We start from the raw sequence: 23,624 nt of genomic DNA on the forward strand, positions 1-23,624 counted from the left end.
CAATTACCGACTTTGTCGCAACGCTTGGAGCTCAACCTTCCGTGCCCGTTCTGCGTCTACCGCTTCTCCCTGCCGCGGCAGGTAAACAGCACTGGGGCAACCTGCCCGGTGCCGCCCTGAGCCTGGCCATTGCCGAGGCTGCCAGCGCAGCCAAGCGCTTTACCCTGCTGCTCACCGCCGACAGCCAAAGTGCCGAACGGCTGGAGCAGGAGCTGAGCTTCTTCGCCCCCGATTTGCCGGTGCTGCATTTCCCCGACTGGGAAACCCTGCCCTACGACCTGTTCTCGCCGCACCAGGACATCATCTCCCAACGCATCGCCAGCCTGTATCGCTTGCCGGAGCTGGCCCACGGTGTGCTGGTGGTGCCGATCACCACGGCGCTGCACCGCCTGGCGCCGACCAAGTTCCTGCTCGGTAGCAGCCTGGTGCTGGATGTCGGCCAGAAACTCGACGTGGACCAGATGCGCACGCGCCTGGAAGCCAGCGGCTACCGCTGCGTCGACACGGTGTACGAACACGGCGAGTTCGCCGTGCGCGGGGCACTGATCGACCTGTTCCCCATGGGCAGCAAACTGCCGTATCGCATCGACCTGTTCGATGACGAAATCGAGACCCTGCGCACCTTCGACCCGGAAAACCAACGCTCCATCGACAAGGTCGATTCGGTCAAGCTGCTGCCGGCGCGGGAATTCCCCCTGCAAAAGGATGCGGTGACCCGCTTCAAGGCGCGCTTTCGCGAGCGCTTCGACGTGGACTTCCGCCGCTGCCCGATCTTTCAGGACTTGAGCAGCGGGATTACACCGGCCGGTATCGAGTACTACCTGCCACTGTTCTTCGACGAAACCTCCACCCTGTTCGATTACCTGCCCCAGGACACCCAGGTGTTCTCGCTACCGGGTATCGAACAAGCGGCGGAAAATTTCTGGAACGATGTGCGTAACCGCTATGAAGAGCGTCGCGTCGATCCGTCCCGTCCTTTATTGCCGCCCGCCGAATTGTTCCTGCCGGTGGAAGACTGCTTCGCGCGCCTGAAAAGCTGGCCGCGCGTGGTTGCCAGCCAGCAAGACGTGGAAGCCGGCAGCGGCCGCGAGCGCTTCCCCGCGCAAACGCTGCCGGACCTGGCGATTGAAGCCAAGGCCAATCAGCCGTTGGAAGCGCTGTCGAATTTCCTCGGCGATTTCCCCGGCCGCGTGTTGTTTACCGCCGAATCCGCCGGTCGCCGCGAAGTGCTGCTGGAGCTGCTGGAACGCTTGAAGCTGCGCCCGAAAACCGTCGACAACTGGCCGGACTTCGTTGCGGGCAAAGATCGCCTGGCGATCACCATCGCGCCGTTGGACGAGGGCCTGTTGTTGAATGACCCGGCCCTGGCACTGATCGCCGAGAGCCCGCTGTTCGGCCAACGCGTGATGCAGCGCCGCCGCCGAGAAAAACGTGCCGATGCCAACAACGATGCCGTCATCAAGAACCTCACCGAGCTGCGCGAAGGCGCACCGGTGGTGCATATCGACCATGGCGTAGGTCGCTATCTGGGCCTGCAGACCCTGGAGATTGATAACCAGGCCGCCGAATTCCTCACCATGGAATACGCCGAGGGCGCCAAGCTCTACGTGCCCGTGGCCAACCTGCACCTGATCGCCCGCTACACCGGCAGCGACGACGCCCTGGCGCCGCTGCATCGCCTGGGTTCCGAGACCTGGCAGAAAGCCAAGCGCAAAGCCGCCGAACAGGTGCGCGATGTGGCCGCCGAGTTGCTCGACATCTACGCCCGCCGCGCCGCCCGCGAAGGTTATGCGTTCGCCGACCCGAAAGCCGACTACGCCACCTTCAGCGCCGGCTTCGCCTTCGAAGAAACCCCGGACCAGCAAACCACCATTGAAGCCGTGCGCGCCGACATGCTCGCACCCAAGCCGATGGACCGCCTGGTGTGCGGCGACGTGGGCTTCGGCAAGACCGAAGTGGCCATGCGCGCAGCGTTCATTGCCGTACACGCGGGCAAGCAAGTGGCGATTCTGGTGCCGACCACCCTGCTCGCCCAACAGCACTACAACAGCTTTCGCGACCGCTTTGCCGACTGGCCGGTGACCGTGGAAGTGATGAGCCGCTTCAAGTCGGCCAAGGAAGTGAGTGCCGCCGTCGCCGATCTCGCCGAAGGCAAGATCGACATCGTGATCGGCACCCACAAGCTGCTGTCGGACGATGTGAAGATCAAGAACCTGGGCCTGGTGATCATCGACGAAGAACACCGCTTTGGGGTGCGCCAGAAGGAACAGCTCAAGGCCCTGCGCAGCGAAGTCGACATCCTGACCCTTACCGCCACGCCGATTCCGCGCACGCTGAACATGGCGGTGTCGGGCATGCGCGACCTGTCGATCATCGCCACGCCGCCGGCGCGCCGCTTGTCGGTACGCACCTTCGTCATGGAGCAGAACAAAAGCACGGTCAAGGAAGCGCTGCTGCGCGAATTGCTGCGCGGCGGGCAGGTTTATTACCTGCACAACGATGTGAAAACCATCGAGAAATGCGCTGCCGACCTCGCCGAACTGGTGCCGGAAGCCCGTATTGCCATCGGCCACGGCCAGATGCGCGAACGTGAACTCGAACAGGTGATGAGCGACTTCTATCACAAGCGCTTCAACGTGCTGATCGCCTCGACCATTATCGAGACCGGCATCGACGTGCCGAGCGCCAACACCATCATCATCGAGCGCGCCGACAAGTTCGGCCTGGCCCAATTGCACCAGTTGCGTGGCCGCGTCGGGCGCAGCCACCACCAGGCCTACGCCTACCTGCTGACACCCCCACGCCAGCAGATTACCGGGGATGCCGAAAAGCGCCTGGAAGCGATCGCCAACACCCAGGACCTGGGGGCCGGTTTTGTACTGGCCACCAACGACCTGGAAATCCGCGGTGCCGGCGAATTGCTGGGCGACGGCCAGAGCGGACAGATCCAGGCGGTGGGCTTCACCCTGTATATGGAAATGTTGGAACGCGCGGTGAAGGCCATTCGCAAGGGCGAGCAACCGAACCTCGACCAACCCTTGGGTGGCGGTCCGGAAATCAACCTGCGCTTGCCGGCGCTGATCCCCGAGGATTATCTGCCGGATGTGCATGCACGATTGATCCTGTACAAGCGCATTGCCTCGGCCACCGATGAAGAAGGTCTCAAGGACCTGCGGGTGGAAATGATCGACCGCTTCGGCCTGTTGCCTGAACCGACCAAGAACCTGGTGCGCCTGACCTTGCTCAAATTGCAGGCCGAGCAGTTGGGGATCAAGAAGGTCGACGCCGGGCCTCAAGGTGGGCGCATCGAATTTGCAGCGCAAACGCCGGTTGACCCCTTGGTGCTGATCAAGCTGATCCAGGGGCAGCCCAACCGTTACAAGTTCGAAGGGGCTACGCTGTTCAAATTCATGGTCCCGATGGAACGCGCCGAAGAACGCTTTAATACCCTGGAGGCGCTGTTTGAGCGCCTCATCCCGAAATCCGCTTGAAGGACGCCCCCATGCGCCTGCTCCGCACCCTAAGCCTGCTGTTGGTGGTACTCGCACCGGCGGCCTTTGCCGACAGCCCGTATCAGGTGGAAATGATCCTGGTACGCCAGAACGCGGAGCCGGTGATCAACAGCCGCGCCGCACCGGAAAACTGGGATGCCGGTGCCGTTCACCTGGGCAGTGATAAAATCAGCCCGCCGCGCCTGAACAACATCGTCGACAAACTCAATGCGGACAACAGCTACACCGTGCTGGCGCACAAAGCCTGGGAGCAGAACCTTGGCGACCAGCCGGTGAAAGTCGCGATGACCGACGGCCAGGAGCAATTCGGCCAGTTCCCTATCGAAGGCGTGCTGAACCTGCAATTGGGCCGTTTCACCGATATCGACGCCGACTTCTGGATCAACCAGTTCGACAGCAATGGCAGCGTGATCGCCAGCGAGCACCTGGCCCAGAAAGACGTGCGCACCAAGAACAACCAGCTCAACTACCTGGATGGCGGCCATCTGGCGCTGCTGATCAAGATCACTTCGCTGACCGCCAAGCCACCCAGCGCACCACCGCCCGACATTCAGGACTGATCCAGCGCCATGCCCCTGACGTCGTCATTGACCAAACCACTGGCCCCTTCGTGGGCCAACCGCTTTAAAGAGCAGAGCTTGGAGCGCGGGCGGCGTTATGCACTGGAAAATCGCGTGCGCATCGTCGAGTCCGGCGACAGCACCATCATCGCCAGTTGTGAAGGCTCCGGCAGCAACGTTTACCGGCAGACCATCTCACTGCGCGAATCGGCCAAGGGCACACTGATTCTGGTGGACAGCCGCTGTACCTGCCCGGTGCACACCAACTGCAAACACATCGCGGCGGTATTGCTCAAGGTTCAGGAAACCCTGGCTTACCCGGCCGCCGCCCAGGACGCCGAGCTGCTGGAAAAGCTCCAGGCCGTACTGGATAACCGCGTGGTGTTGCCGCAAGTGGTGATGGAAGATGTGCCGCCCGTGCCGCGCTTATGGCTGGCCAGTGCCGAATTCAGTGCGTTCGAGCCGCGCAACGGCAAGATGCAGCGTTATATCCAGCACCGTGCGGCGTTGTCGTTCAATTATTTGGGCAACTATGTCAGCGGGCAGAAAAATGCCGACATCATCGTGCGCCAGGAAACCCAGAGCCTGCGTATCAAGCGGCATCCCGAGCTGGAACAGCGCTATCGCGAGCAACTGCGCCTGCTGGGCTTCAAGATCGCCACGCGGCAGAGCAAAGCCCTGCCGGAAAGCGCCGGCGAACTGTTCGAAATGGTCAATGACAGCGCCTGGCTGAACTTCACCCTCAATGCATCGCCCACCTTGCGCAGCGACGGCTGGGAGCTGCAGATCGATGAAGATTTCGGCTTCGACCTGAGCGCCGTCGATGATTGGTACGCCACGGTCGATGAAGGGCCGGAGCGCGACTGGTTCGACCTGGAGTTGGGGATTATCGTCAACGGTGAGCGCCTGAGCCTGCTGCCGATCCTATTGAACCTGATGCGCTCCCACACCGAAATTCTCAACCCGGAAAAACTCGCACGGCGCCGCGATGACGAGCTGATCCTGGTGAATATCCCAGGGCTGCCCAATGGTCATGGGCCGCTGCAAGTAGCGCTGCCCTATGGCCGGTTGAAACCGGTATTGGCCACCCTTGGCGAGTTTTATCTGCAAGATCCCGGCACCACCACACTGCGCCTGGCCAAGGCCGACGCGATTCGCCTGAACCCACTGGAAGACCTGCCGCTGCAATGGGAAGGTGGCGAGAAAATCCGCAACTTTGCCCAACGCCTGCGCGACATCAAGGATTTCACCTGCGTAGCGCCCGAGGGGCTGAACGCAACCCTGCGCCCGTATCAACTGGAAGGCTTGAGCTGGATGCAGTCGCTGCGCCAACTGGACGTCGGTGGGATTCTTGCGGATGACATGGGCTTGGGTAAAACCCTGCAAACCCTGGCGCATATTCTCAGTGAAAAAACCGCCGGGCGCCTGGACCGGCCGTGCATGGTGGTGATGCCCACCAGCCTGATTCCCAACTGGCTGGATGAGGCGGCGCACTTCACACCGCAACTCAGGGTATTGGCGCTGTACGGTGCGGGACGCAAGAAACATTTCCCGAACCTGCAGGACTATGACCTGCTGCTGACCACGTATGCGTTGTTGCCCAAGGATATCGAACGGCTCGCCGCCCTGCCCTTGCATGTGCTGATCCTCGACGAAGCTCAATACATCAAGAACCCCAACAGCAAGGCGGCCCAGGCGGCGCGCGAACTGAATGCACGGCAGCGCCTGTGCCTGAGTGGTACGCCACTGGAAAACCACCTGGGCGAGCTGTGGTCGTTGTTCCACTTCCTGCTGCCGGGCTGGCTGGGCGATGTAAAAAGCTTCAACCGCGATTACCGCGTGCCCATCGAAAAGCGCGCCAGTGATGTGCGATTGCAGCATCTCAATGGTCGGATCAAACCGTTCCTGCTGCGCCGCACCAAGGAGCAGGTGGCAACCGAGTTGCCACCCAAGACCGAGATCATCCACTGGGTCGATCTCAATGAGGCCCAGCGCGATGTGTACGAGACCATGCGCCTGGCCATGGACAAGAAGGTGCGCGACGAGATCACCCGCAAGGGGGTGGCCCGCAGCCAGATCATCATTCTTGAAGCACTGCTCAAGCTGCGCCAGGTGTGCTGCGACCTGCGCCTGGTCAACGACGCGACATTGCCCGTACGGGGCAGCAGCTCCGGCAAGCTCGACAGCCTGATGGAGATGCTCGAGGAGCTGTTTGAAGAGGGGCGTCGAATCCTGCTGTTTTCCCAGTTCACCTCGATGCTCAGCTTGATCGAGACCGAGCTGAAAAACCGTGGCATCGCCTATGCCTTGTTGACCGGCCAGACCCGGGATCGGCGTACACCAGTGAAGGATTTCCAGAGCGGCAAACTGCAGATTTTCCTGATCAGCCTGAAGGCCGGTGGCGTAGGCTTGAACCTGACCGAAGCCGACACTGTGATCCATTACGACCCATGGTGGAACCCGGCCACGGAAAACCAGGCCACCGACCGCGCCTATCGCATCGGGCAAGAGAAGCCGGTGTTCGTGTACAAGATGATTGCCCGAGGCACGGTGGAGGAGAAAATCCAGCACCTGCAGAAGGAGAAGTCCGACTTGGCGGCAGGCGTGCTGGATGGTCGCACGACCGGGGACTGGCAATTGGGCAACGAGGATATCGAGGCGTTGTTTGCACCGTTGCCCAACAAACAGGAAAAGCGCTGACGGTCAGACCGTCATCGGGAGCAAGCCCCCTCCCACACTTGACCGCGTTTCATCTGAAGAAACGCGATCAGTGTGGGAGGGGGCTTGCTCCCGATGGCCGCGACGCAGTGTTCAGTCGATCAACTGAGCCTCGCGCAACGCAGTGAGTGCCACCAACCAACGCGGGTCCTGCTTGTAGTCCGTCGATGCAATCGCCTGGCCACGCATGCGTGCAATGCGGGCCGATGGCTTGACCTTCATACGCTGTGCCGCGCTGAGTGCAAGCTCGGCGGCGGCACGATCGTTACACACCAACCCCATGTCGCAACCCGCTGTCAGCGCCGCTTCAATACGGCTCGCAGCGTCGCCCACCACGTGCGCCCCGGCCATGGACAGGTCATCGCTGAAGATGACCCCGTCGAACTGCAATTCGCCGCGCAGGATGTCCTGCAACCAGCGGCGCGAGAAACCGGCGGGCTGGGAATCCACTTGCGGATAAATCACGTGCGCAGGCATCACTGCCGCCAACTGCTTGCTCAGGCGTGCGAAAGGCACCAGGTCATTCTCACGAATCTGTTCCAGGCTGCGTTCGTCATTCGGAATAGCAACGTGGGAATCAGCCTCAGCCCAACCGTGCCCCGGGAAGTGTTTACCGGTAGCGGCCATGCCGGCGCTGTTCATGCCCCGGATAAAAGCCCCGGCGAGCACGGCCGCACGCTCGGGGTCAGCCTCGAAGGAGCGCGTGCCGACCACGGCGCTGCGCTGGTAATCCAAATCCAGTACCGGGGCAAAGCTCAGGTCAAGGCCCACAGCCAGCACCTCGGTTGCCATGATCCAGCCACACTGCTCGGCCAGGTATTCGGCATTGGGGTTATCCGCCAGGGCGCGCATCGCCGGCAAACGCACGAAGCCTTGGCGCAGGCGCTGCACGCGCCCGCCCTCCTGGTCGACCGCCAGCAGCAAGTCCGGGCGCACCGCACGGATGGCCGCGCTCAGCTCGCGGACCTGGCGCGGATGCTCGATATTGCGTGCAAAAATGATCAGCCCACCCACTTCCGGCTGACGCAACAGGTGACGATCCTCGGCCGTCAGCCAGGTACCGGCAACGTCGACCATCAAAGAACCTTGCAGGGCAGCAGTCATAAACCTTCCTTAAATAACGCACACAACCCGTTGCCCTCACGCAGCCCCATTCATCCTGGGCGCTGAGTGAAAGCAACGGGTTGCGAGTCAATAGCTGAAATCGGCATGGTGGCTAGCTTAGCGGATGCCAGCAGCCACGCACACCCGGCACGGTCATGCTTTGGCGACGGCCGGTGTCGATTTGCTGCGTGGACGCAATTGGGCGGCGGCCATGGCTTGATCGGTCACACCGGTTTCGGCACGCATGCCGGCGGCGAGAAATGGCACCATCAGGCGCATCACCTGCTCAATGGATGTGTTGACGCCGAAATCGGTCTCGGCAATGGCGCGCAATGCCTTGATCCCGGACATGCTGAACGCGGCGGCACCGAGCATGAAGTGCACACGCCAGAACAATTCGATCGGCGGAATACGTGGGGCGGCTTCATTGACCAACAACATGTAACGGCGAAATACCTTGCCGTACATATCTTCAAGATAACGCCGCAGGTGGCCCTGACTCTGGCTGAACGCCAGGCCTAACAGGCGCATGAAGATCGACAGGTCGTTGCCGCTGCGCGGTTGCACCACCAGCGCCTGTTCAACCAGGATTTCCAGCAGGTCTTCCAGGCTTGGCTTGTTTTCCGGCTTGGTCTGGCGACGCTCCAGTTCACGGTCGAGGCTGGCGCAGAACGGCCCCAGGAAGCGCGAGAATACCGCCTGGATCAGGGCTTTTTTCGAGCCGAAATGGTAATTCACTGCCGCGAGGTTGACCCCAGCCTTGCTGGTGATCAGACGCAATGAGGTTTCAGCAAATCCTTTTTCCGCGAACAACTGCTCGGCAGCATCGAGAATGCGTTCAACGGTTTCCGACTGGGCCATGGCTACTCCGCCTGACAAACACTTGTTTGAAACATACGTTTCAGAGTATGTCTTGTCAAGCGTGCGGTCCATTTTCCGGCCGGGCAGTCACCTGTTTCAGCGCTATTTAATCACATCCTGGCGGCTCTATAGGCAGCGCTGTCGCTGCCCTGCAGGAGTACCGACAAATGACCGTCCAGCGGAGCGCTCGAAAAGGATGATTGCCAAGCGCAGTCCACTGTATATAATCCCAGTCACTGTATAAAAAGACAGAGCGATCAACATGCTAAAACTGACGCCACGCCAAGCTGAGATTCTGGCTTTTATCAAGCGCTGCCTCGATGACAACGGCTACCCGCCGACCCGAGCGGAAATTGCGCTGGAACTGGGATTCAAGTCTCCCAACGCCGCCGAAGAACACCTCAAGGCCCTCGCTCGCAAAGGCGCGATCGAGATGACCCCAGGCGCTTCACGCGGTATCCGCATCCCTGGCTTCGAAGCCAAGGCCGATGAGTCGACGCTACCCATTATCGGCCGCGTCGCTGCTGGCGCGCCGATCCTGGCGCAGCAGCACGTCGAGGAGTCCTGCAACATCAACCCGACCTTCTTCCATCCGCGCGCCGATTACCTGTTACGGGTCCAAGGCATGAGCATGAAGGATGTGGGTATTTTCGACGGAGACCTGCTGGCCGTCCACACCACCCGCGAAGCCCGTAATGGCCAGATCGTCGTTGCCCGTATTGGCGATGAAGTGACCGTCAAACGCTTCAAGCGCGAAGGCAGCAAGGTCTGGCTTATAGCCGAAAACCCTGAGTTCGCCCCGATCGAAGTCAACCTGAAAGATCAGGACCTGGTGATCGAAGGCCTGAGCGTCGGCGTCATTCGCCGCTAAAGGAGGCACCATGCAGCTCGTGCACACCCCACAGCACACTCAACTGTCGCTGTTCGAGGCCTTCATGGCCCAACCTCTTGTGCCAATCCTCAAGGAAGCAGTCGAAGCGCCTTGGAGCGCCGAACCTGAGGCGTTCAGCGAGCTGTCGTTGCGCGGTGCTGCCGAGAGCTGCCTGAACCTGCTGGCGCCGATCCTTCGCGAATTAAGCGAGGAGAAAGACGCGCGCTGGCTGACGCTGATCGCCCCGCCCGCCAGCCTGACCCAGGCCTGGCTGCGGGACGCCGGCCTCAACCGCGAACGCATCCTGCTGTTGCAACCGCGCGGTACGCAAAGTGCGCAACAATTGACCTGTGAAGCCTTGCGACTGGGCCGTAGCCATACAGTCGTCAGCTGGTTGAACCCGCTGAACGCTAGCGCAAAGCAACAGTTGATCAATGCCGCACGTGAAGGCGACGCGCAAAGCTTGAATATTCGATTAGGGTAAAAGCGGGATGCTGCATTCAATGCGGGGGCTGTAGTTAGCGGGCTTGCCCCGCGCTGGGCTGCGAAGCGGCCCCAAATTGAACAACGCGATACATCAGAAACCAAGCGATCTTAAATCGACCAACGCACTACATCAGTAACTAAGCGACACCTGGTTTTGGGGCTGCTTCGCAGCCCAGCGCGGGGCAAGCCCGCTCACTACAAAAACCGCGCCCACAGGAAGGAATCAGTGAAGCACGCGTGGCCCATCTTCCTTCTCTGGCTCGCCTTCCGCCAGACGACTAGCCATCTGTACGCCCACGCTCAACATGGCTTTAGCCACTTCCACGTGCTGGCCTTGCAGGAACGCTTTTGCGTCCTCGGAAAAATCCAGAATAACCAGAGAACCCTCGTCCTCAGCGCGGCGCAGCTCGATTCGACCGTCAGGCAACTCGACAATTTCCAGAAAGGACGTTGGCATAAAAATGTGTTCTCCACGAAAGGCCAGGATTATATCAGTCATCCACCCAGCCCCGCAGAGGTTCTGAAGAGGTTTCTTTACAGCTTGATGAACGGTGCTTTGTGCTGTGCGCCCGAACAATAGGGGTGCCTCAGCACTCGTTCAACCCTTCCCGAAACCGCAAGGCCATCTTTTTCAGCTCCTGGCGCCAGCTTTCCAGCTCTTCGCGGCTCAATGGCTTGGGTTCATCATCTTCCAGGGCAACCGCCACAATCAGCGGCTGGGTCACATCGCCCTTGGGCACGTGGCGAACCCGTGGCGGCTGGAACATATCAGCATGAGCCTTGAGCAGGCGGGCGACCCAACTGTCAGGGTTTTGAGCCATTTCTACCAATTCCGCCAGCTCTGGGATGGCCATGGCTTCCAGTACTTGCGGGCTCATGATCATCTCTGCACGAGGTGAGCCGGCCTGGGGCAGGCGATAGAACCCGGCAATTTCATGGCACAGCCCCAGCAAGGCGCCGTACAGATGAAACAGTGCGGCCTCACGCCCCGCCTGTACCAGCGCGATGGCGTTCATCTCTTTCCCTTCCTCGGCGCGGCCAAGCGCATCCAGGGACAAACCCGCGAAGTAAATTTTCTGGTTAGTACGGGTATAGAGTTCGTTGGCCATAAAGGCAGTCTCCACAACGAATAGAACGTGATGCCGGCTACGTTTGGAGCGGGCTTGCTCGCAAAAACCTGAGGAAGCCATTATGTACCTGGCTTCCCGCGTTATCGTTAACGATTTTAGCGAGCTCAACACAAAAAAGGCCGCCCATGCAGGCGGCCTTTGTCTTTCACGGATCAGTGGATCAAGCGCCCTGACGCTTGTCCTCCACCTTCCACTTGCCGCCGTCGTAGAACGCTTTCCAGCCGGTAGGCTTGCCGTCCACCTCGGTCTGCACGTACTGCTCCTTGGTCTTGCGGCTGTAGCGGATCACGGCCGGGCGACCGTCCGGATCTTTCTTCGGTGCTTCACACAGGAAGTGGTACTTAGGATCGATTTCATCCTTGTGTGGCACGATCTCCAGCACCAGCGGCGCACGGGTCTCGCGGTTTTTCGGGAACTGGCTGGCCGCCAGGAACAGGCCCGAAGCCCCGTCACGCAGGATGTAGGTGTCGTTGACCTTCTCGCACTTGAGCTCAGGCATCTTCACCGGGTCCATCTTCGGCGGCGCCGCATCGCCGCTCTTCAGCAGCTTGCGGGTGTTCTTGCAGGTCGGGTTGGTGCAACCGAAGAACTTGCCGAAACGGCCAGTCTTGAGCTGCATCTCACTGCCGCACTTATCGCATTCCAGGCTCGGGCCTTCGTAGCCCTTGATGCGGTAGGTGCCTTCTTCAATCTCGTAGCCATTGCAATCGGGGTTGTTACCGCAGATGTGCAGCTTGTGCTTCTCATCCAGCAGGTAAGCGTCCATCGCCGTGCTGCAGATCGGGCAGCGGTGCTTGCCACGCAGGACCAGCGACTCGGATTCGCCCTCATCATCGGCGGCAATTTCATCGCCCGGCACCAGGTTGACCGTCGCCTTGCAGCGTTCTTTTGGCGGCAGGCTGTAGCCCGAGCAACCGAGGAATACACCGGTAGAAGCCGTACGAATCTGCATCGGCCGCCCGCAGGTCTGGCACGGGATGTCGGTCATCACCGGCTGGTTGGCACGCATACCGCTCTCAGGGCTTTCGGCCACTTCGAGTTTTTTCTTGAAGTCGCCGTAGAACTCGTCAAGGACGTTTTTCCAGTCGCGCTCGCCCTGGGCCACGTCATCGAGGTTCTCCTCCATGCCGGCAGTGAAGCCGTAGTCCATCAGGTTGGAGAAGCTCTCGGACAACCGTTCGGTGACGATGTCGCCCATTTTTTCCGAATAGAAGCGGCGGTTATGCAGCGCCACATAGCCGCGGTCCTGGATGGTGGAGATGATCGCGGCGTAGGTCGAAGGACGACCAATACCCCGTTTTTCCATCTCTTTTACCAGGCTGGCTTCCGAATAACGCGCCGGCGGCTTGGTGAAGTGCTGGGACGGGTCGAGCTTGATCAGCTTCAGGCTGTCGCCTTGGGCCATATCCGGCAGCACATCGTCGTCGCCAGGCTTGGCAATCTGCGGCATGACACGGGTGTAGCCGTCGAACTTGAGGATACGGCCCTTGGCACGCAGCTCGAAGTCGGAAGCCGCCACGGTGACCGTGGTGGACAGGTATTGCGCCGGCAGCATCTGGCAGGCCAGGAACTGGCGCCAGATCAGCTCATAGAGGCGCTCAGCATCGCGCTCCATGCCGCTCAGCTTGGCGGGCGTGGTATTGGCGTCGGATGGACGAATCGCTTCGTGAGCCTCCTGGGCGCCTTCCTTGCTGCTGTAGACGTTCGGCTTCTCCGGCAGGTACTTGTTGCCGAACTCGCTTTCAATATAGGTACGCGCCATTGCCACCGCGTCCACCGACAGGTTGGTGGAGTCGGTACGCATATACGTGATGTAGCCGGCCTCATACAGACGCTGGGCCATCATCATGGTTTTCTTCACACCGAAGCCCAGGCGGTTGCTCGCGGCCTGCTGCAGGGTGGAGGTGATGAACGGAGCCGACGGCTTGCTGCTGGTCGGTTTGTCTTCACGCTTGACGATGCTGTAGCTGGAAGCCTTGAGCTTTTCCAGCGCGGCCATGGCCTGGGCTTCGTTCAGCGGCTTGAATGCCTCGCCTTTCTCACGGGCCACTTCAAAGCGCACACTCGCGCCTTTGGCGGTGCCCAGGTCGGCGTGGACTTCCCAGTACTCTTCGGGGTTGAACGCACGGATCTCGCGCTCACGCTCTACGACCAGTTTCACCGCGACCGATTGCACACGACCAGCGGACAGGCCACGGGCGATCTTCGCCCACAGCAGTGGCGAGACCATGTAACCCACCACGCGGTCAAGGAAACGCCGCGCCTGCTGCGCATTGACCCGGTCGATGTCCAGCTCGCCCGGCTGGGAGAAGGCTTCCTGGATGGCTTTCTTGGTGATTTCGTTGAACACCACACGCTTGTAGCGGCTGTCGTCACCGCCGATGGCTTCCCGCAGGTGCCAGGCAATGGCTTCCCCTTCGCGGTCCAAGTCCGTTGCGAGATAGATGGTGTCGGCATCCTTGGCGAGCCGGCGCAGCTCTTCGATGACCTTTTCCTTGCCCGGAAGGATTTCGTACTTGGCCTTCCAGCCATGATCCGGGTCCACACCCATGCGCGAGACCAGTTGCTTGCGCGCTTTCTCTTTAGGGGTGAGCACCGGACCTTCGCCCGCAGCCGCCTTGCCGCGCTTGGCGGCAGGCTCCTTGCTGGCGCTAGCCGAACCGCTGGTGGGCAGGTCTCGGATATGGCCGATACTCGACTTCACCACGTACTCGTTGCCCAAGTACTTGTTGATGGTCTTGGCCTTAGCCGGGGATTCCACAATGACCAGCGATTTGCCCATGGATCGGAAAATTCCTGAATTCGAGAAGTGAAAGGCAGTTGGCGCCTGTCGCGGCAACGCTATATATAGTGGCAACAAGGTGAGGTCAAGCGCAGCATTCTGCGCGGCCTGCCGTTATTGCCCTGAAAAAAGACTGGGTTCGGCCTGGACCAAAGCAAAGCGCGGGACCTGCTCGCCGTCAACCTCAACGGTCTCCAGGAACATGCTCAACGGGCGCACCCAAAAGCCGTAATCGCCATACAGGGCTTGGTAGAACACCACTTCCTCTTCGGTCTCGGAGTGCCGCGCCACATTAAAAACGCGGTACTGCGGACCTTTATAATGCTGGTAGAGCCCCGGTTCGACTTTCATGCTCTGGCCCTCTTACAAAAATTTGTTAAAAAAAAAATACAAAACCGCCAAAAAACAAAAACCGGGGCACTGGGCCCCGGCTTGCGTCAACTCAACGCTTAGACGCGTTCGAAGACGGTGGAAATGCCTTGGCCGAGACCAATGCACATGGTTGCAACCCCAAGGTTACCGCCATTTTGCTTCATCACGTTAAGCAGAGTGCCGGAGATACGTGCACCGGAGCAACCGAATGGGTGGCCCAGGGCAATTGCACCGCCGTGCAGGTTAACCTTCTCATTCATCTTGTCGAGCACTTTCAAATCTTTCAGCACCGGCAGGGCCTGTGCGGCGAAAGCTTCATTGAGCTCGAAGAAGTCGATGTCGTTGATGGTCAGGCCCGCGCGCTTCAAGGCTTTTTGTGTGGCCGGTACTGGACCATAGCCCATGATTGCCGGGTCCACACCTGCCACCGCCATCGAACGGATCACCGCCAGCGGCTGGATACCCAGGTCCTGGGCACGTTGCGCCGACATCACGATCATGCACGAAGCACCGTCGGTAATCTGCGAAGAAGTACCTGCGGTCACGGTGCCGCCCTTTGGATTGAAGGCCGGCTTCAGGGCCGCCAGGCTTTCCAGGGTGGTATCCGGACGAATGGTTTCGTCGTAGTCGAACAGTTTCAGGAAACCGTTCTCGTCATAGCCGTTCATCGGGATGATTTCATCCTTGAACTTGCCTTCCACGGTCGCCTTGTGAGCCAACTGGTGGGAACGCAGGCCGAACGCGTCCTGGGCTTCACGGGTGATGCCGTGCATTTTGCCGAGCATTTCCGCAGTCAGGCCCATCATGCCCGAGGCTTTTGCCGCGTACAGCGACATGTGCGGGTTAGGATCGACACCGTGCATCATGCTGACGTGGCCCATGTGCTCCACGCCACCGACCACGAACACATCACCGTTGCCGGTCATGATCGCCTGGGCGGCAGTGTGCAGCGCGCTCATCGACGAACCGCACAGGCGGCTGACGGTCTGGCCGGCAGCCGTGTGCGGGATCTGGGTCATCAGCGACGCCATGCGTGCGATGTTCCAGCCCTGCTCCAGGGTCTGGTTGACGCAGCCCCAGATCACGTCCTCGACTTCGTTCGGGTCGACCTTGACGTTGCGTTCCAGCAGCTTGCTGATCAGGTGCGCCGACATGTCCTCGGCGCGGGTGTTGCGGTGCATGCCGCCCTTGGAGCGGCCCATCGGAGTACGACCGAAGTCGACGATCACGACGTCTCTTGGATTCAAGCTCATAAATATTCTCGCTCTAGTCGTCTGGGCACTTAACCGAAGAAGCGCTGGCCGTTCTTGGCCATTTCACGCAGCTTCGCGGTCGGGTGGTACAGCGGGCCCAGATCAGCGTATTGATCAGCCAGGGCAACGAACTCGGCCACACCGATCGAGTCGATGTAACGCAGCGCACCACCACGGAATGGAGGGAAACCAATACCGTACACCAGGCCCATATCGGCTTCGGCGGCGGTTTCAACGATGCCATCTTCAAGGCAACGCACGGTTTCCAGGCACAGGGCGATCATCATCCAGTTGATGATGTCCTCGTCCGACACCTCACGCTGTTCGTAGATGACCGGAGCCAGCACTTCGTGCACCGACGGGTCGGCCACTTTCTTCTGCTTGCCCTTCTTGTCGGCCTCGTAGGCATAGAAGCCCTTGCCGTTCTTCTGGCCCAGGCGCTTGGCCTCGTACAGCGCGTCGATCGCCGAGCGGCGGTCGTCCTTCATGCGGTCCGGGAAGCCCTCAGCCATCACATCGCGACCGTGGTGGCCGGTGTCGATGCCGACCACGTCCATCAGGTACGCCGGGCCCATCGGCCAGCCGAATTTTTCCATGACCTTGTCGATGCGCACGAAGTCCACGCCGGCGCTGACCAACTTGGCGAAACCACCGAAGTACGGGAACAGCACGCGGTTGACCAGGAAGCCCGGGCAGTCGTTGACCACGATCGGGTTCTTGCCCATTTTCTTGGCGTAGGCAACGGTGGTGGCAATGGCCAGCTCGCTGGACTTCTCGCCACGGATCACTTCCACCAGCGGCATCATGTGCACCGGGTTGAAGAAGTGCATGCCGACAAAATTTTCCGGACGCTTGAGGGCCTTGGCCAGCAGCGAGATGGAAATGGTCGAAGTGTTCGAGGCCAGGATCGTGTCGTCCTTGACCTGGGCTTCCACTTCAGCCAGCACGGCTTGCTTGACCTTCGGGTTCTCGACAACGGCTTCGACTACCAGGTCGACGTGGCCGAAATCACCGTAGGACAGCGTAGGACGAATGCCGTTAAGCACTTCAGCCATCTTCGCAGCGGTCATACGGCCTTTGTCCACACGGCCCACCAGCAGCTTGGCGGCTTCCGCCAGGCCTTGCTCGATACCGTGCTCGTTGATGTCTTTCATCAGGATCGGCGTGCCTTTGGACGCCGACTGATAGGCGATACCGCCGCCCATGATACCGGCGCCGAGTACGGCGGCCTGTTTCACGTCCTTGGCGATCTCGTCGTAGGCCTTGGCCTTTTTCTTCAGTTCCTGGTCGTTCAGGAACAAGCCGATCAGGCTCTGGGCCGCCGAGGTTTTCGCCAGTTTGACGAAGCCCGCCGCTTCCACTTCCAGGGCTTTGTCGCGACCGAAATTCGCGGCTTTCTGGATCGTCTTGATCGCTTCAACCGGCGCAGGATAGTTCGGGCCGGCCTGGCCAGCCACGAAGCCTTTGGCGGTTTCGAACGACATCATCTGTTCGATGGCGTTGAGCTTGAGTTTTTCAAGCTTCGGCTGACGCTTGGCCTTGTAGTCAAATTCGCCACTGATGGCGCCCTTGATCAGGTTCAGCGCGGCTTCGGCCAGCTTGCCCGGCGCAACCACGGCGTCGACGGCACCGACTTTCAGCGCGTCTTCAGCCTTGTTTTCCTTGCCCGCGGCGATCCACTCGATGGCGTTGTCGGCACCGATCAGGCGCGGCAGACGCACGGTGCCGCCGAAACCTGGGTAAATGCCCAGTTTGACTTCAGGCAGGCCGATCTTGGCGGTGGCCGACATGACGCGGAAGTCTGCGGCCAGGCACATTTCCAGGCCGCCGCCCAACGCGATGCCATTGATCGCGGCAACGGTAGGCACGTTGAGGTCTTCGAAATCGCTGAAAATCTTGTTGGCTTCGAGGTTGCCAGCCACCAGCTCGGCATCGGGCAGCTTGAAGTTGTCGACGAATTCGGTGATGTCAGCGCCGACGATGAACACGTCCTTGCCGCTGGAAACGATCACGCCCTTGACCGAAGCATCTGCTTTGATGGCGTCTACGGCCTGACGCAGTTCGTTCAGGGTTAGACGGTTGAACTTGTTGACGGACTCACCCTTGAGGTCGAATTTCAGTTCGACGATGCCACTTTCAAGAGCCTTAACCGTGATGGCTTTACCTTCGTAAATCATCAACTGATCTCCACGATATGGAAGCTGAACAGTACACATTGAACGCTGGCCTCTGGTTGGGCATTGATAGTTGCGTCAATGCTCACTCCAATCCGCCAGGCACACCCGCCAATGCGATAGTCGGGGTTCTGTATGAGCGGTCTGACAGACAAACGCTCAATTCATACGCCCGTTTGATTTGGGTACGTCACCTTCATTCAATTCCGAGCAATTGTCAATCGCTCCGAAAGGCTAGTAAAAACGCGACTTTCCAGTCATTTCAGAACCTTTAGCCTAGGTGCGCCTCGCATCAATATTCAAACATTCACGAAATCAATAAGAGAAAAGTTCTGGGAAAAGGCTGTACAGAACGGGATATGCCGCTAGGCTAGCGACAACCTTAATGCGCTGGAGAGAACATCCGTCGCGAGAGATATACAAAATTACCGGCCTGCCTGGCCAACTCCAGCCCGATGAACATGTCGGGCTTTTTATTGCCTGTTTTTCAGGCCAACGCCTTGAGCAGCGCATCAATGTCCTTCAGGACAGCGGCTTCACCCTTCTCCCCCCAATACAGGGCGATCATTTGCCTGTCCGCCTCGACTTTGTAGACATTGGCGGGCAGCGTCGCAAAATGCGGCAACAACTTTTCATCGACGCAGGGTTCACGCCATTGGTTGACCCACATTCCGGGCTCCAGTTGCCAGTAACTCCAGATGTCCGGCGTGCTGCCGCGTCGTGGCCGACAGTACTGTGCACAGGGGCTCGGCGGCTCCAGCTTGAGCCAGTGCGGCCACTCCTGGGGCGCCAATTGCATGGTCAGGCCAATGCGGCGTGCCTCCATGCGCAGGGCCATGCGCCCACTCTGATGGCGCGACGGGCGCAGCCATGCCAGAGGGCTCAGAACCACCACAAGGATTGACACCACTATCCAGACCGTCATATGTGTACTCCCGAATTTCCAGTTGAGCGGATTTGATCTGACGCAACTCGATCCGCTTGAAAGCAGCCATACTGAATATATTGCAGTCCCCTGGAGGAACGCCCCATGTCATACGAACATATTCTGGTCGCCGTCGACCTGACCGAAGAGTGCGATCCAGTGATCAAGCGCGCCCGTGCCTTTGCGGTCGCAAGCGGCGCCAAGCTGTCGCTGGTACACATCGTCGAGCCCATGGCCATGGCCTTCGGCGGCGACGTGCCCATGGATCTCTCCCAGTTGCAGCAACAACAATTCGACCAGGCTAAAGAGCGCCTCGACCGGCTCATCCTCAAATATCCCGAAGTGACCAAGGAAAACTCCCACCTCACTTACGGCCAGCCGCGTCAGGAGATTCACCACCTGGCCAAGGAACAGCACTGCGACCTGATCGTGGTCGGCAGCCATGGCCGCCATGGCCTGGCGTTGCTGCTGGGCTCTACCGCCAATGACGTGCTGCACGGCGCGCCGTGTGATGTGCTGGCCGTCAAACTGGTGAAAAACCCTTCTTAAATCAATGAGGGTCAAATGTGGGAGGGGGCTTGCCCCCGATGGCGGAGTGTCAGTCACCAGATATATCGACTGACAGACTGCTATCGGGGGGCAAGCCCCCTCCCACATCTAAACTGCATTCTCATATGAAAAACCCGGTGCTCATCAGATGAGCACCGGGTTTTTCAATGCACTGGAATCACTCAGGCATCCAGCTCAGCCCAACGCTCCATCAGCACTTCCAGTTCCTGGTTCAATGTCTCCAGGGAAGCGATGACCTTGGCGGTTTCAGCCGCAGGGCGCAGGTAGAAACCCGCGTCAGCCATTTCCGCTTCCACCGCGGCAATCTGCTGTTCCTTGGCGTCGATGTCACCCGGCAAGGCTTCCAGCTCGCGCTGCAGCTTATAGCTGAGTTTCTTCTTGCCAACCGGTGCCGCCGGCTCAACCGGTGCCGCAGCGGCAGCCGGGGCGACGACCGCCGAGTTCAGGTCGGCCTTGCCGGACTTGCTCTCGGTCACACCCAGCAGGCGCGGCGAGCCGCCCTGACGCAGCCAGTCCTGGTAACCACCCACATATTCACGCACCTTGCCTTCACCTTCGAAGACCAGGGTACTGGTGACCACGTTGTCGAGGAATGCCCGGTCGTGGCTGACCATCAGCACCGTGCCGTTGAAGGTCAGCAAGACCTCTTCGAGCAACTCGAGGGTTTCCACATCGAGGTCGTTGGTCGGTTCGTCGAGCACCAGCAGGTTGGCCGGCTTGCTGAACAGCTTGGCCAGCAGCAGGCGCGCACGCTCCCCGCCGGACAAGGCTTTGACCGGCGTGCGTGCACGCTGCGGGCTGAACAGGAAGTCGCCCAGGTAGCTGAGCACATGGCGGCTCTGGCCGTCGATATCGATAAAGTCGCGGCCTTCGGCAACGTTGTCGATCACGGTTTTTTCCAGGTCCAACTGATGGCGCAACTGGTCGAAGTAGGCCACGTCGATCTTGGTGCCCTCCTCCACCTTGCCACTGGTGGGTTGCAGGCCGCTGAGCATCAGCTTGAGCAACGTGGTCTTGCCGGTGCCGTTGGCGCCCAGCAGGCCGATACGATCGCCGCGCTGCAAGACCATGGAGAAGTCCTTGATCAGGAACGGGCCGTCCGGGTGATGGAAGCTGACGTTCTCCAGCACCATCACTTGCTTGCCCGACTTTTCGGCGGTATCCAGCTGGATATTGGCCTTGCCGGTGCGCTCGCGACGTTCGCTGCGTTCCACGCGCAGGGCTTTCAGGGCACGTACGCGACCTTCGTTACGGGTGCGGCGCGCCTTGATGCCCTGGCGGATCCAGACTTCTTCCTGGGCCAGCTTCTTGTCGAACAGCGCATTGGCGGTTTCTTCAGCGGCCAGGGCGGCTTCCTTGTGCACCAGGAAGCTGGCGTAGTCGCCGTTCCAGTCGATCAGGCCACCACGGTCCAGTTCGAGGATGCGCGTCGCCAGGCTCTGCAGGAAAGCACGGTCGTGCGTGATGAACAGCACAGCCCCCTGGAAGTCCTTGATGGCTTCTTCCAGCCAGGCGATCGCGCCGATGTCCAGGTGGTTGGTCGGCTCGTCGAGCAGCAACAGGTCCGGCTCGGATACCAATGCCTGGGCCAGCAGCACACGGCGACGCCAGCCGCCGGACAACTCGGCCAGGGTCTTGTCGGCAGGCAATTGCAGGCGGCTCAGGGTGCTGTCCACCAACTGCTGCAGGCGCCAGCCATCGCGGGCTTCGAGGTCTTGCTGGACGTGCATCAGCTTGTCCAGATCGGCATCGGTCACACAGTTCTGCGCCAGATGATGGTATTCGGCGAGCAATGCGCCAACGCCGTCCAGGCCCTCGGCAACCACGTCGAACACTGTCCGTCCGTCGGCTACCGGCAATTCCTGCGGCAGCTCGCCAATCTTGAGGCCCGGCGCGCGCCATACGGCGCCGTCATCGGGTTTCTGATCGCCTTTTACCAGCTTCATCATGCTGGACTTGCCGGTGCCATTGCGGCCGATGATGCACACCCGCTCACCACGGGCGATCTGCCAGGACACCTTGTCCAACAACGGCATAGCGCCGAAAGCAAGGGACACATCGCTGAATTTGAGCAGGGTCATGAGCTTCTCCAAAAACTGGGCGCGCATTCTACCTGAGTTGCGGGTGGGATGCGGCCGGCATTTTCGCTATGAACAGGTTCTACAGGACATTTGCGTCTAACTTGGATCAAGCGGGCCGCAAAGCTTTCACCGGCTGCGGGCAAAAGGCTAAGCTAGGGGCAGTCAGTGTCGGCGGTGCCGGCGCTATTCGTGATTTCTCTGCACGGACGTCTCATGCGCAGCCGCCTTTTCAGCTTTTTATCTTGTCTGCTTCTTTCCGCCACCGCCGTTCAATCCGCCCAGGCCGTGGATCTCACCACCCAACGTCAATATTACGATGAAGCCAAGCGCGCCCTGGCCAAAGGCGACAGCGGCCCCTACATGCAATATAGCCAGGCCCTGGCCGACTACCCGCTTACGCCGTACCTGGCCTACGACGAGCTGACCGCGCGCCTGAAAACCGCGAGCAACGAGGAAATCGAACAATTCCTCGCCAAAAACGGCGACCTGCCCCAGGCCAACTGGATGAAGTTGCGCTGGTTGCGCTGGCTGGCCGACCGTGGCGACTGGCAGACCTTTGAAAAGTACTACGACCCCAAGCTCAACTTCGTCGAACTGGACTGCCTGCACGGTCAATATCAGCTCACCCACAACCTGAAAGCTGAAGGCTACAAGACCACCGAAAAGCTGTGGATGACCGGCAAGACTCAACCCACCGCCTGCGATGCCACCTTCGGTCAATGGGCGGCCGACGGCCAGCTCACCGAGAAAAAGATCTGGGACCGCGCCAAACTCGCCGCCGAAGCGCGCAACTACGCACTGGCCAACAGCCTGGTGAAAACCTTGCCGACCCTCGGCGCCCAGGGCCGCTTGATGGTGGATGTCGCGCAAAAGCCTGACATGCTCGGCGACCCGTCGCGCTTCCTGCCGGCCACCGAAGCCATGTCCGATGCAGTTGGCCTGGGCCTACGCCGCCTGGCACGCCAGGACCCGGACAAGGCCATGGCCCTGCTCGACGGCTACGCCAGCAGCATGCACTTCTCCCGTGACGAAAAAGTGTCGATCGCCCGCGAAATCGGCCTGACCCTGGCGCGCCGCTACGACCCGCGCGCGCTGGACGTGATGACCCAGTACGATCCGGAGCTGCGTGACAATACCGTCTCCGAATGGCGCCTGCGCCTGTTGCTGCGCCTGGCTCGCTGGGAAGAAGCCTACCAGCTCACCCGCAAACTCCCGCAAGACCTGGCGACCACCAACCGCTGGCGCTACTGGCAGGCGCGCAGCCTGGAACTGGCCGAACCGAAAAACCCACAGGCGCTGGTGCTGTACAAAAACGTGGCCAAGGAACGGGACTTCTACGGGTTCCTCGCCGCCGATCGCTCCAAAGCGCCCTACCAGCTGACCAACAAGCCACTGGTCATGAGCCAGGCACTGATGAACAAAGTGCGCAACACCCCCGGCGTGCGTCGTGCCCTGGAGTTCTATGCGCGGGGCCAGGTGGTGGATGGCCGCCGCGAGTGGTACCACGTCAGCCGTCACTTCAACCGTGACGAGATGGTGGCCCAGGCCAAGCTGGCCTACGACATGAAGTGGTATTTCCCGGCAATCCGTACCATCAGCCAGGCGCAATACTGGGACGACCTGGATATCCGCTTCCCGATGGCGCACCGCGACACCCTGGTGCGCGAGGCCAAGGTGCGTGGACTGCATTCAAGCTGGGTGTTCGCCATCACCCGCCAGGAAAGCGCCTTCATGGACGACGCCCGCTCCGGTGTCGGCGCCAGCGGCCTGATGCAACTGATGCCTGGCACCGCCAAGGAAACCGCACGCAAGTTCAGCATCCCGCTGGCCTCCCCGGCCCAGGTGCTCGACCCGGACAAGAACATCCAGCTCGGCGCCGCCTACCTGAGCCAGGTGCACAGCCAGTTCAGCGGCAACCGCGTCCTCGCCTCTGCCGCCTACAACGCCGGCCCCGGCCGTGTGCGCCAATGGCTGCGCGGGGCGGACCACCTGAGCTTCGATGTGTGGGTTGAAAGCATTCCTTTCGACGAAACCCGCCAGTATGTGCAGAACGTCCTGTCTTATTCGGTGATCTACGGGCAAAAGCTCAACTCCCCCCAACCGCTGGTGGATTGGCATGAGCGCTACTTCGACGATCAGTAACTACCTGTAGTGAGCGGGCTTGCCCCGCGCTGGGTGGCGCAGCCGCCCCAAATCCAGGCACCTCGGTATTCCTGAAACACCGT

At 60.3% G+C, this 23,624-nt stretch carries 17 protein-coding genes; 7 read left to right on the forward strand and 10 right to left on the reverse strand.

The features are described from left to right. The first annotated feature begins 41 nt into the window (after positions 1-41). Genes mfd through ACQRBV_RS01465 form a run of 3 tightly spaced genes read left to right on the forward strand, consistent with a single transcriptional unit; the run spans position 42 to position 6,772 of the window. Entirely contained in the window at positions 42-3,491 is a 3,450-nt protein-coding gene (mfd, locus tag ACQRBV_RS01455; RefSeq protein WP_411984503.1) for a transcription-repair coupling factor, read from the forward strand. Between the two features lie 11 nt (positions 3,492-3,502). Next, positions 3,503-4,072: a CsiV family protein gene (locus ACQRBV_RS01460; protein ID WP_411984502.1), complete on the forward strand. Its 570-nt coding sequence runs from the start codon at positions 3,503-3,505 to the stop codon at positions 4,070-4,072. A gap of 9 nt (positions 4,073-4,081) precedes the next feature. Beyond that, positions 4,082-6,772, forward strand: coding sequence for a DEAD/DEAH box helicase (locus ACQRBV_RS01465; protein WP_244697968.1), 2,691 nt, complete (start codon positions 4,082-4,084; stop codon positions 6,770-6,772). Between the two features lie 111 nt (positions 6,773-6,883). Here ACQRBV_RS01465 and nagZ read toward each other — a convergent pair whose 3' ends face one another. Next, on the reverse strand, positions 6,884-7,894 hold the full coding sequence (nagZ, locus tag ACQRBV_RS01470; RefSeq protein ID WP_411984501.1) for a beta-N-acetylhexosaminidase: 1,011 nt from the start codon (positions 7,892-7,894) through the stop codon (positions 6,884-6,886). Between the two features lie 153 nt (positions 7,895-8,047). Beyond that, complete coding sequence (locus ACQRBV_RS01475) at positions 8,048-8,755, reverse strand: TetR/AcrR family transcriptional regulator (protein WP_053255043.1); 708 nt, start codon at positions 8,753-8,755, stop codon at positions 8,048-8,050. A gap of 262 nt (positions 8,756-9,017) precedes the next feature. Here ACQRBV_RS01475 and lexA point away from each other — a divergent pair, with 262 nt between their 5' ends. Both lexA and sulA read left to right on the forward strand, forming a co-directional pair. Then, positions 9,018-9,626 carry a transcriptional repressor LexA gene (gene lexA / locus ACQRBV_RS01480; protein WP_060753147.1) on the forward strand — a complete coding sequence of 203 codons (609 nt, stop codon included), beginning with the start codon at positions 9,018-9,020 and terminating at the stop codon, positions 9,624-9,626. 10 nt (positions 9,627-9,636) lie between these two features. Beyond that, a complete protein-coding gene (gene sulA, locus ACQRBV_RS01485) occupies positions 9,637-10,110 on the forward strand; it encodes an SOS-induced cell division inhibitor SulA (protein WP_090366160.1) in 474 nt (157 codons plus the stop codon). 225 nt (positions 10,111-10,335) lie between these two features. Here the strand turns inward: sulA and ACQRBV_RS01490 are convergent, their stop codons facing one another. From ACQRBV_RS01490 to ACQRBV_RS01520, 7 genes are all read right to left on the reverse strand, one after another. Then, positions 10,336-10,569: a hypothetical protein gene (locus ACQRBV_RS01490; protein WP_411984594.1), complete on the reverse strand. Its 234-nt coding sequence runs from the start codon at positions 10,567-10,569 to the stop codon at positions 10,336-10,338. A 130-nt stretch (positions 10,570-10,699) separates the two neighbouring features. Beyond that, entirely contained in the window at positions 10,700-11,221 is a 522-nt protein-coding gene (locus ACQRBV_RS01495) for a DUF6586 family protein (RefSeq protein WP_060753145.1), read from the reverse strand. A 181-nt stretch (positions 11,222-11,402) separates the two neighbouring features. Then, positions 11,403-14,024: a type I DNA topoisomerase gene (gene topA / locus ACQRBV_RS01500; protein ID WP_060753144.1), complete on the reverse strand. Its 2,622-nt coding sequence runs from the start codon at positions 14,022-14,024 to the stop codon at positions 11,403-11,405. A gap of 114 nt (positions 14,025-14,138) precedes the next feature. Continuing rightward, positions 14,139-14,375, reverse strand: a complete 237-nt coding sequence (locus ACQRBV_RS01505; RefSeq protein ID WP_021490990.1) for a DUF1653 domain-containing protein — start codon at positions 14,373-14,375, stop codon at positions 14,139-14,141. A gap of 98 nt (positions 14,376-14,473) precedes the next feature. After that, complete coding sequence (gene fadA, locus ACQRBV_RS01510; protein ID WP_016975260.1) at positions 14,474-15,649, reverse strand: acetyl-CoA C-acyltransferase FadA; 1,176 nt, start codon at positions 15,647-15,649, stop codon at positions 14,474-14,476. Between the two features lie 29 nt (positions 15,650-15,678). Then, the gene (fadB, locus tag ACQRBV_RS01515) at positions 15,679-17,826 is read right to left on the reverse strand and encodes a fatty acid oxidation complex subunit alpha FadB (RefSeq protein WP_060753143.1); all 2,148 of its coding nucleotides are present in this window, start codon (positions 17,824-17,826) and stop codon (positions 15,679-15,681) included. 484 nt (positions 17,827-18,310) lie between these two features. Further along, on the reverse strand, positions 18,311-18,748 hold the full coding sequence (locus tag ACQRBV_RS01520) for a hypothetical protein (protein WP_060753142.1): 438 nt from the start codon (positions 18,746-18,748) through the stop codon (positions 18,311-18,313). Between the two features lie 105 nt (positions 18,749-18,853). On the opposite strand from ACQRBV_RS01520, the gene ACQRBV_RS01525 reads away from it, so the two are divergent. Continuing rightward, the gene (locus ACQRBV_RS01525) at positions 18,854-19,297 is read left to right on the forward strand and encodes a universal stress protein (protein ID WP_060753141.1); all 444 of its coding nucleotides are present in this window, start codon (positions 18,854-18,856) and stop codon (positions 19,295-19,297) included. 182 nt (positions 19,298-19,479) lie between these two features. Here ACQRBV_RS01525 and ACQRBV_RS01530 read toward each other — a convergent pair whose 3' ends face one another. Further along, on the reverse strand, positions 19,480-21,399 hold the full coding sequence (locus tag ACQRBV_RS01530) for an ATP-binding cassette domain-containing protein (protein ID WP_104995824.1): 1,920 nt from the start codon (positions 21,397-21,399) through the stop codon (positions 19,480-19,482). A 213-nt stretch (positions 21,400-21,612) separates the two neighbouring features. On the opposite strand from ACQRBV_RS01530, the gene ACQRBV_RS01535 reads away from it, so the two are divergent. Further along, complete coding sequence (locus tag ACQRBV_RS01535; RefSeq protein ID WP_060753139.1) at positions 21,613-23,541, forward strand: transglycosylase SLT domain-containing protein; 1,929 nt, start codon at positions 21,613-21,615, stop codon at positions 23,539-23,541. Positions 23,542-23,624: the final 83 nt, after the last annotated feature.

Origin of the sequence: Pseudomonas sp. R11F, assembly GCF_050312575.1 — a bacterium.
Classification (GTDB): Bacteria; Pseudomonadota; Gammaproteobacteria; order Pseudomonadales; family Pseudomonadaceae; genus Aquipseudomonas; species Aquipseudomonas palleroniana.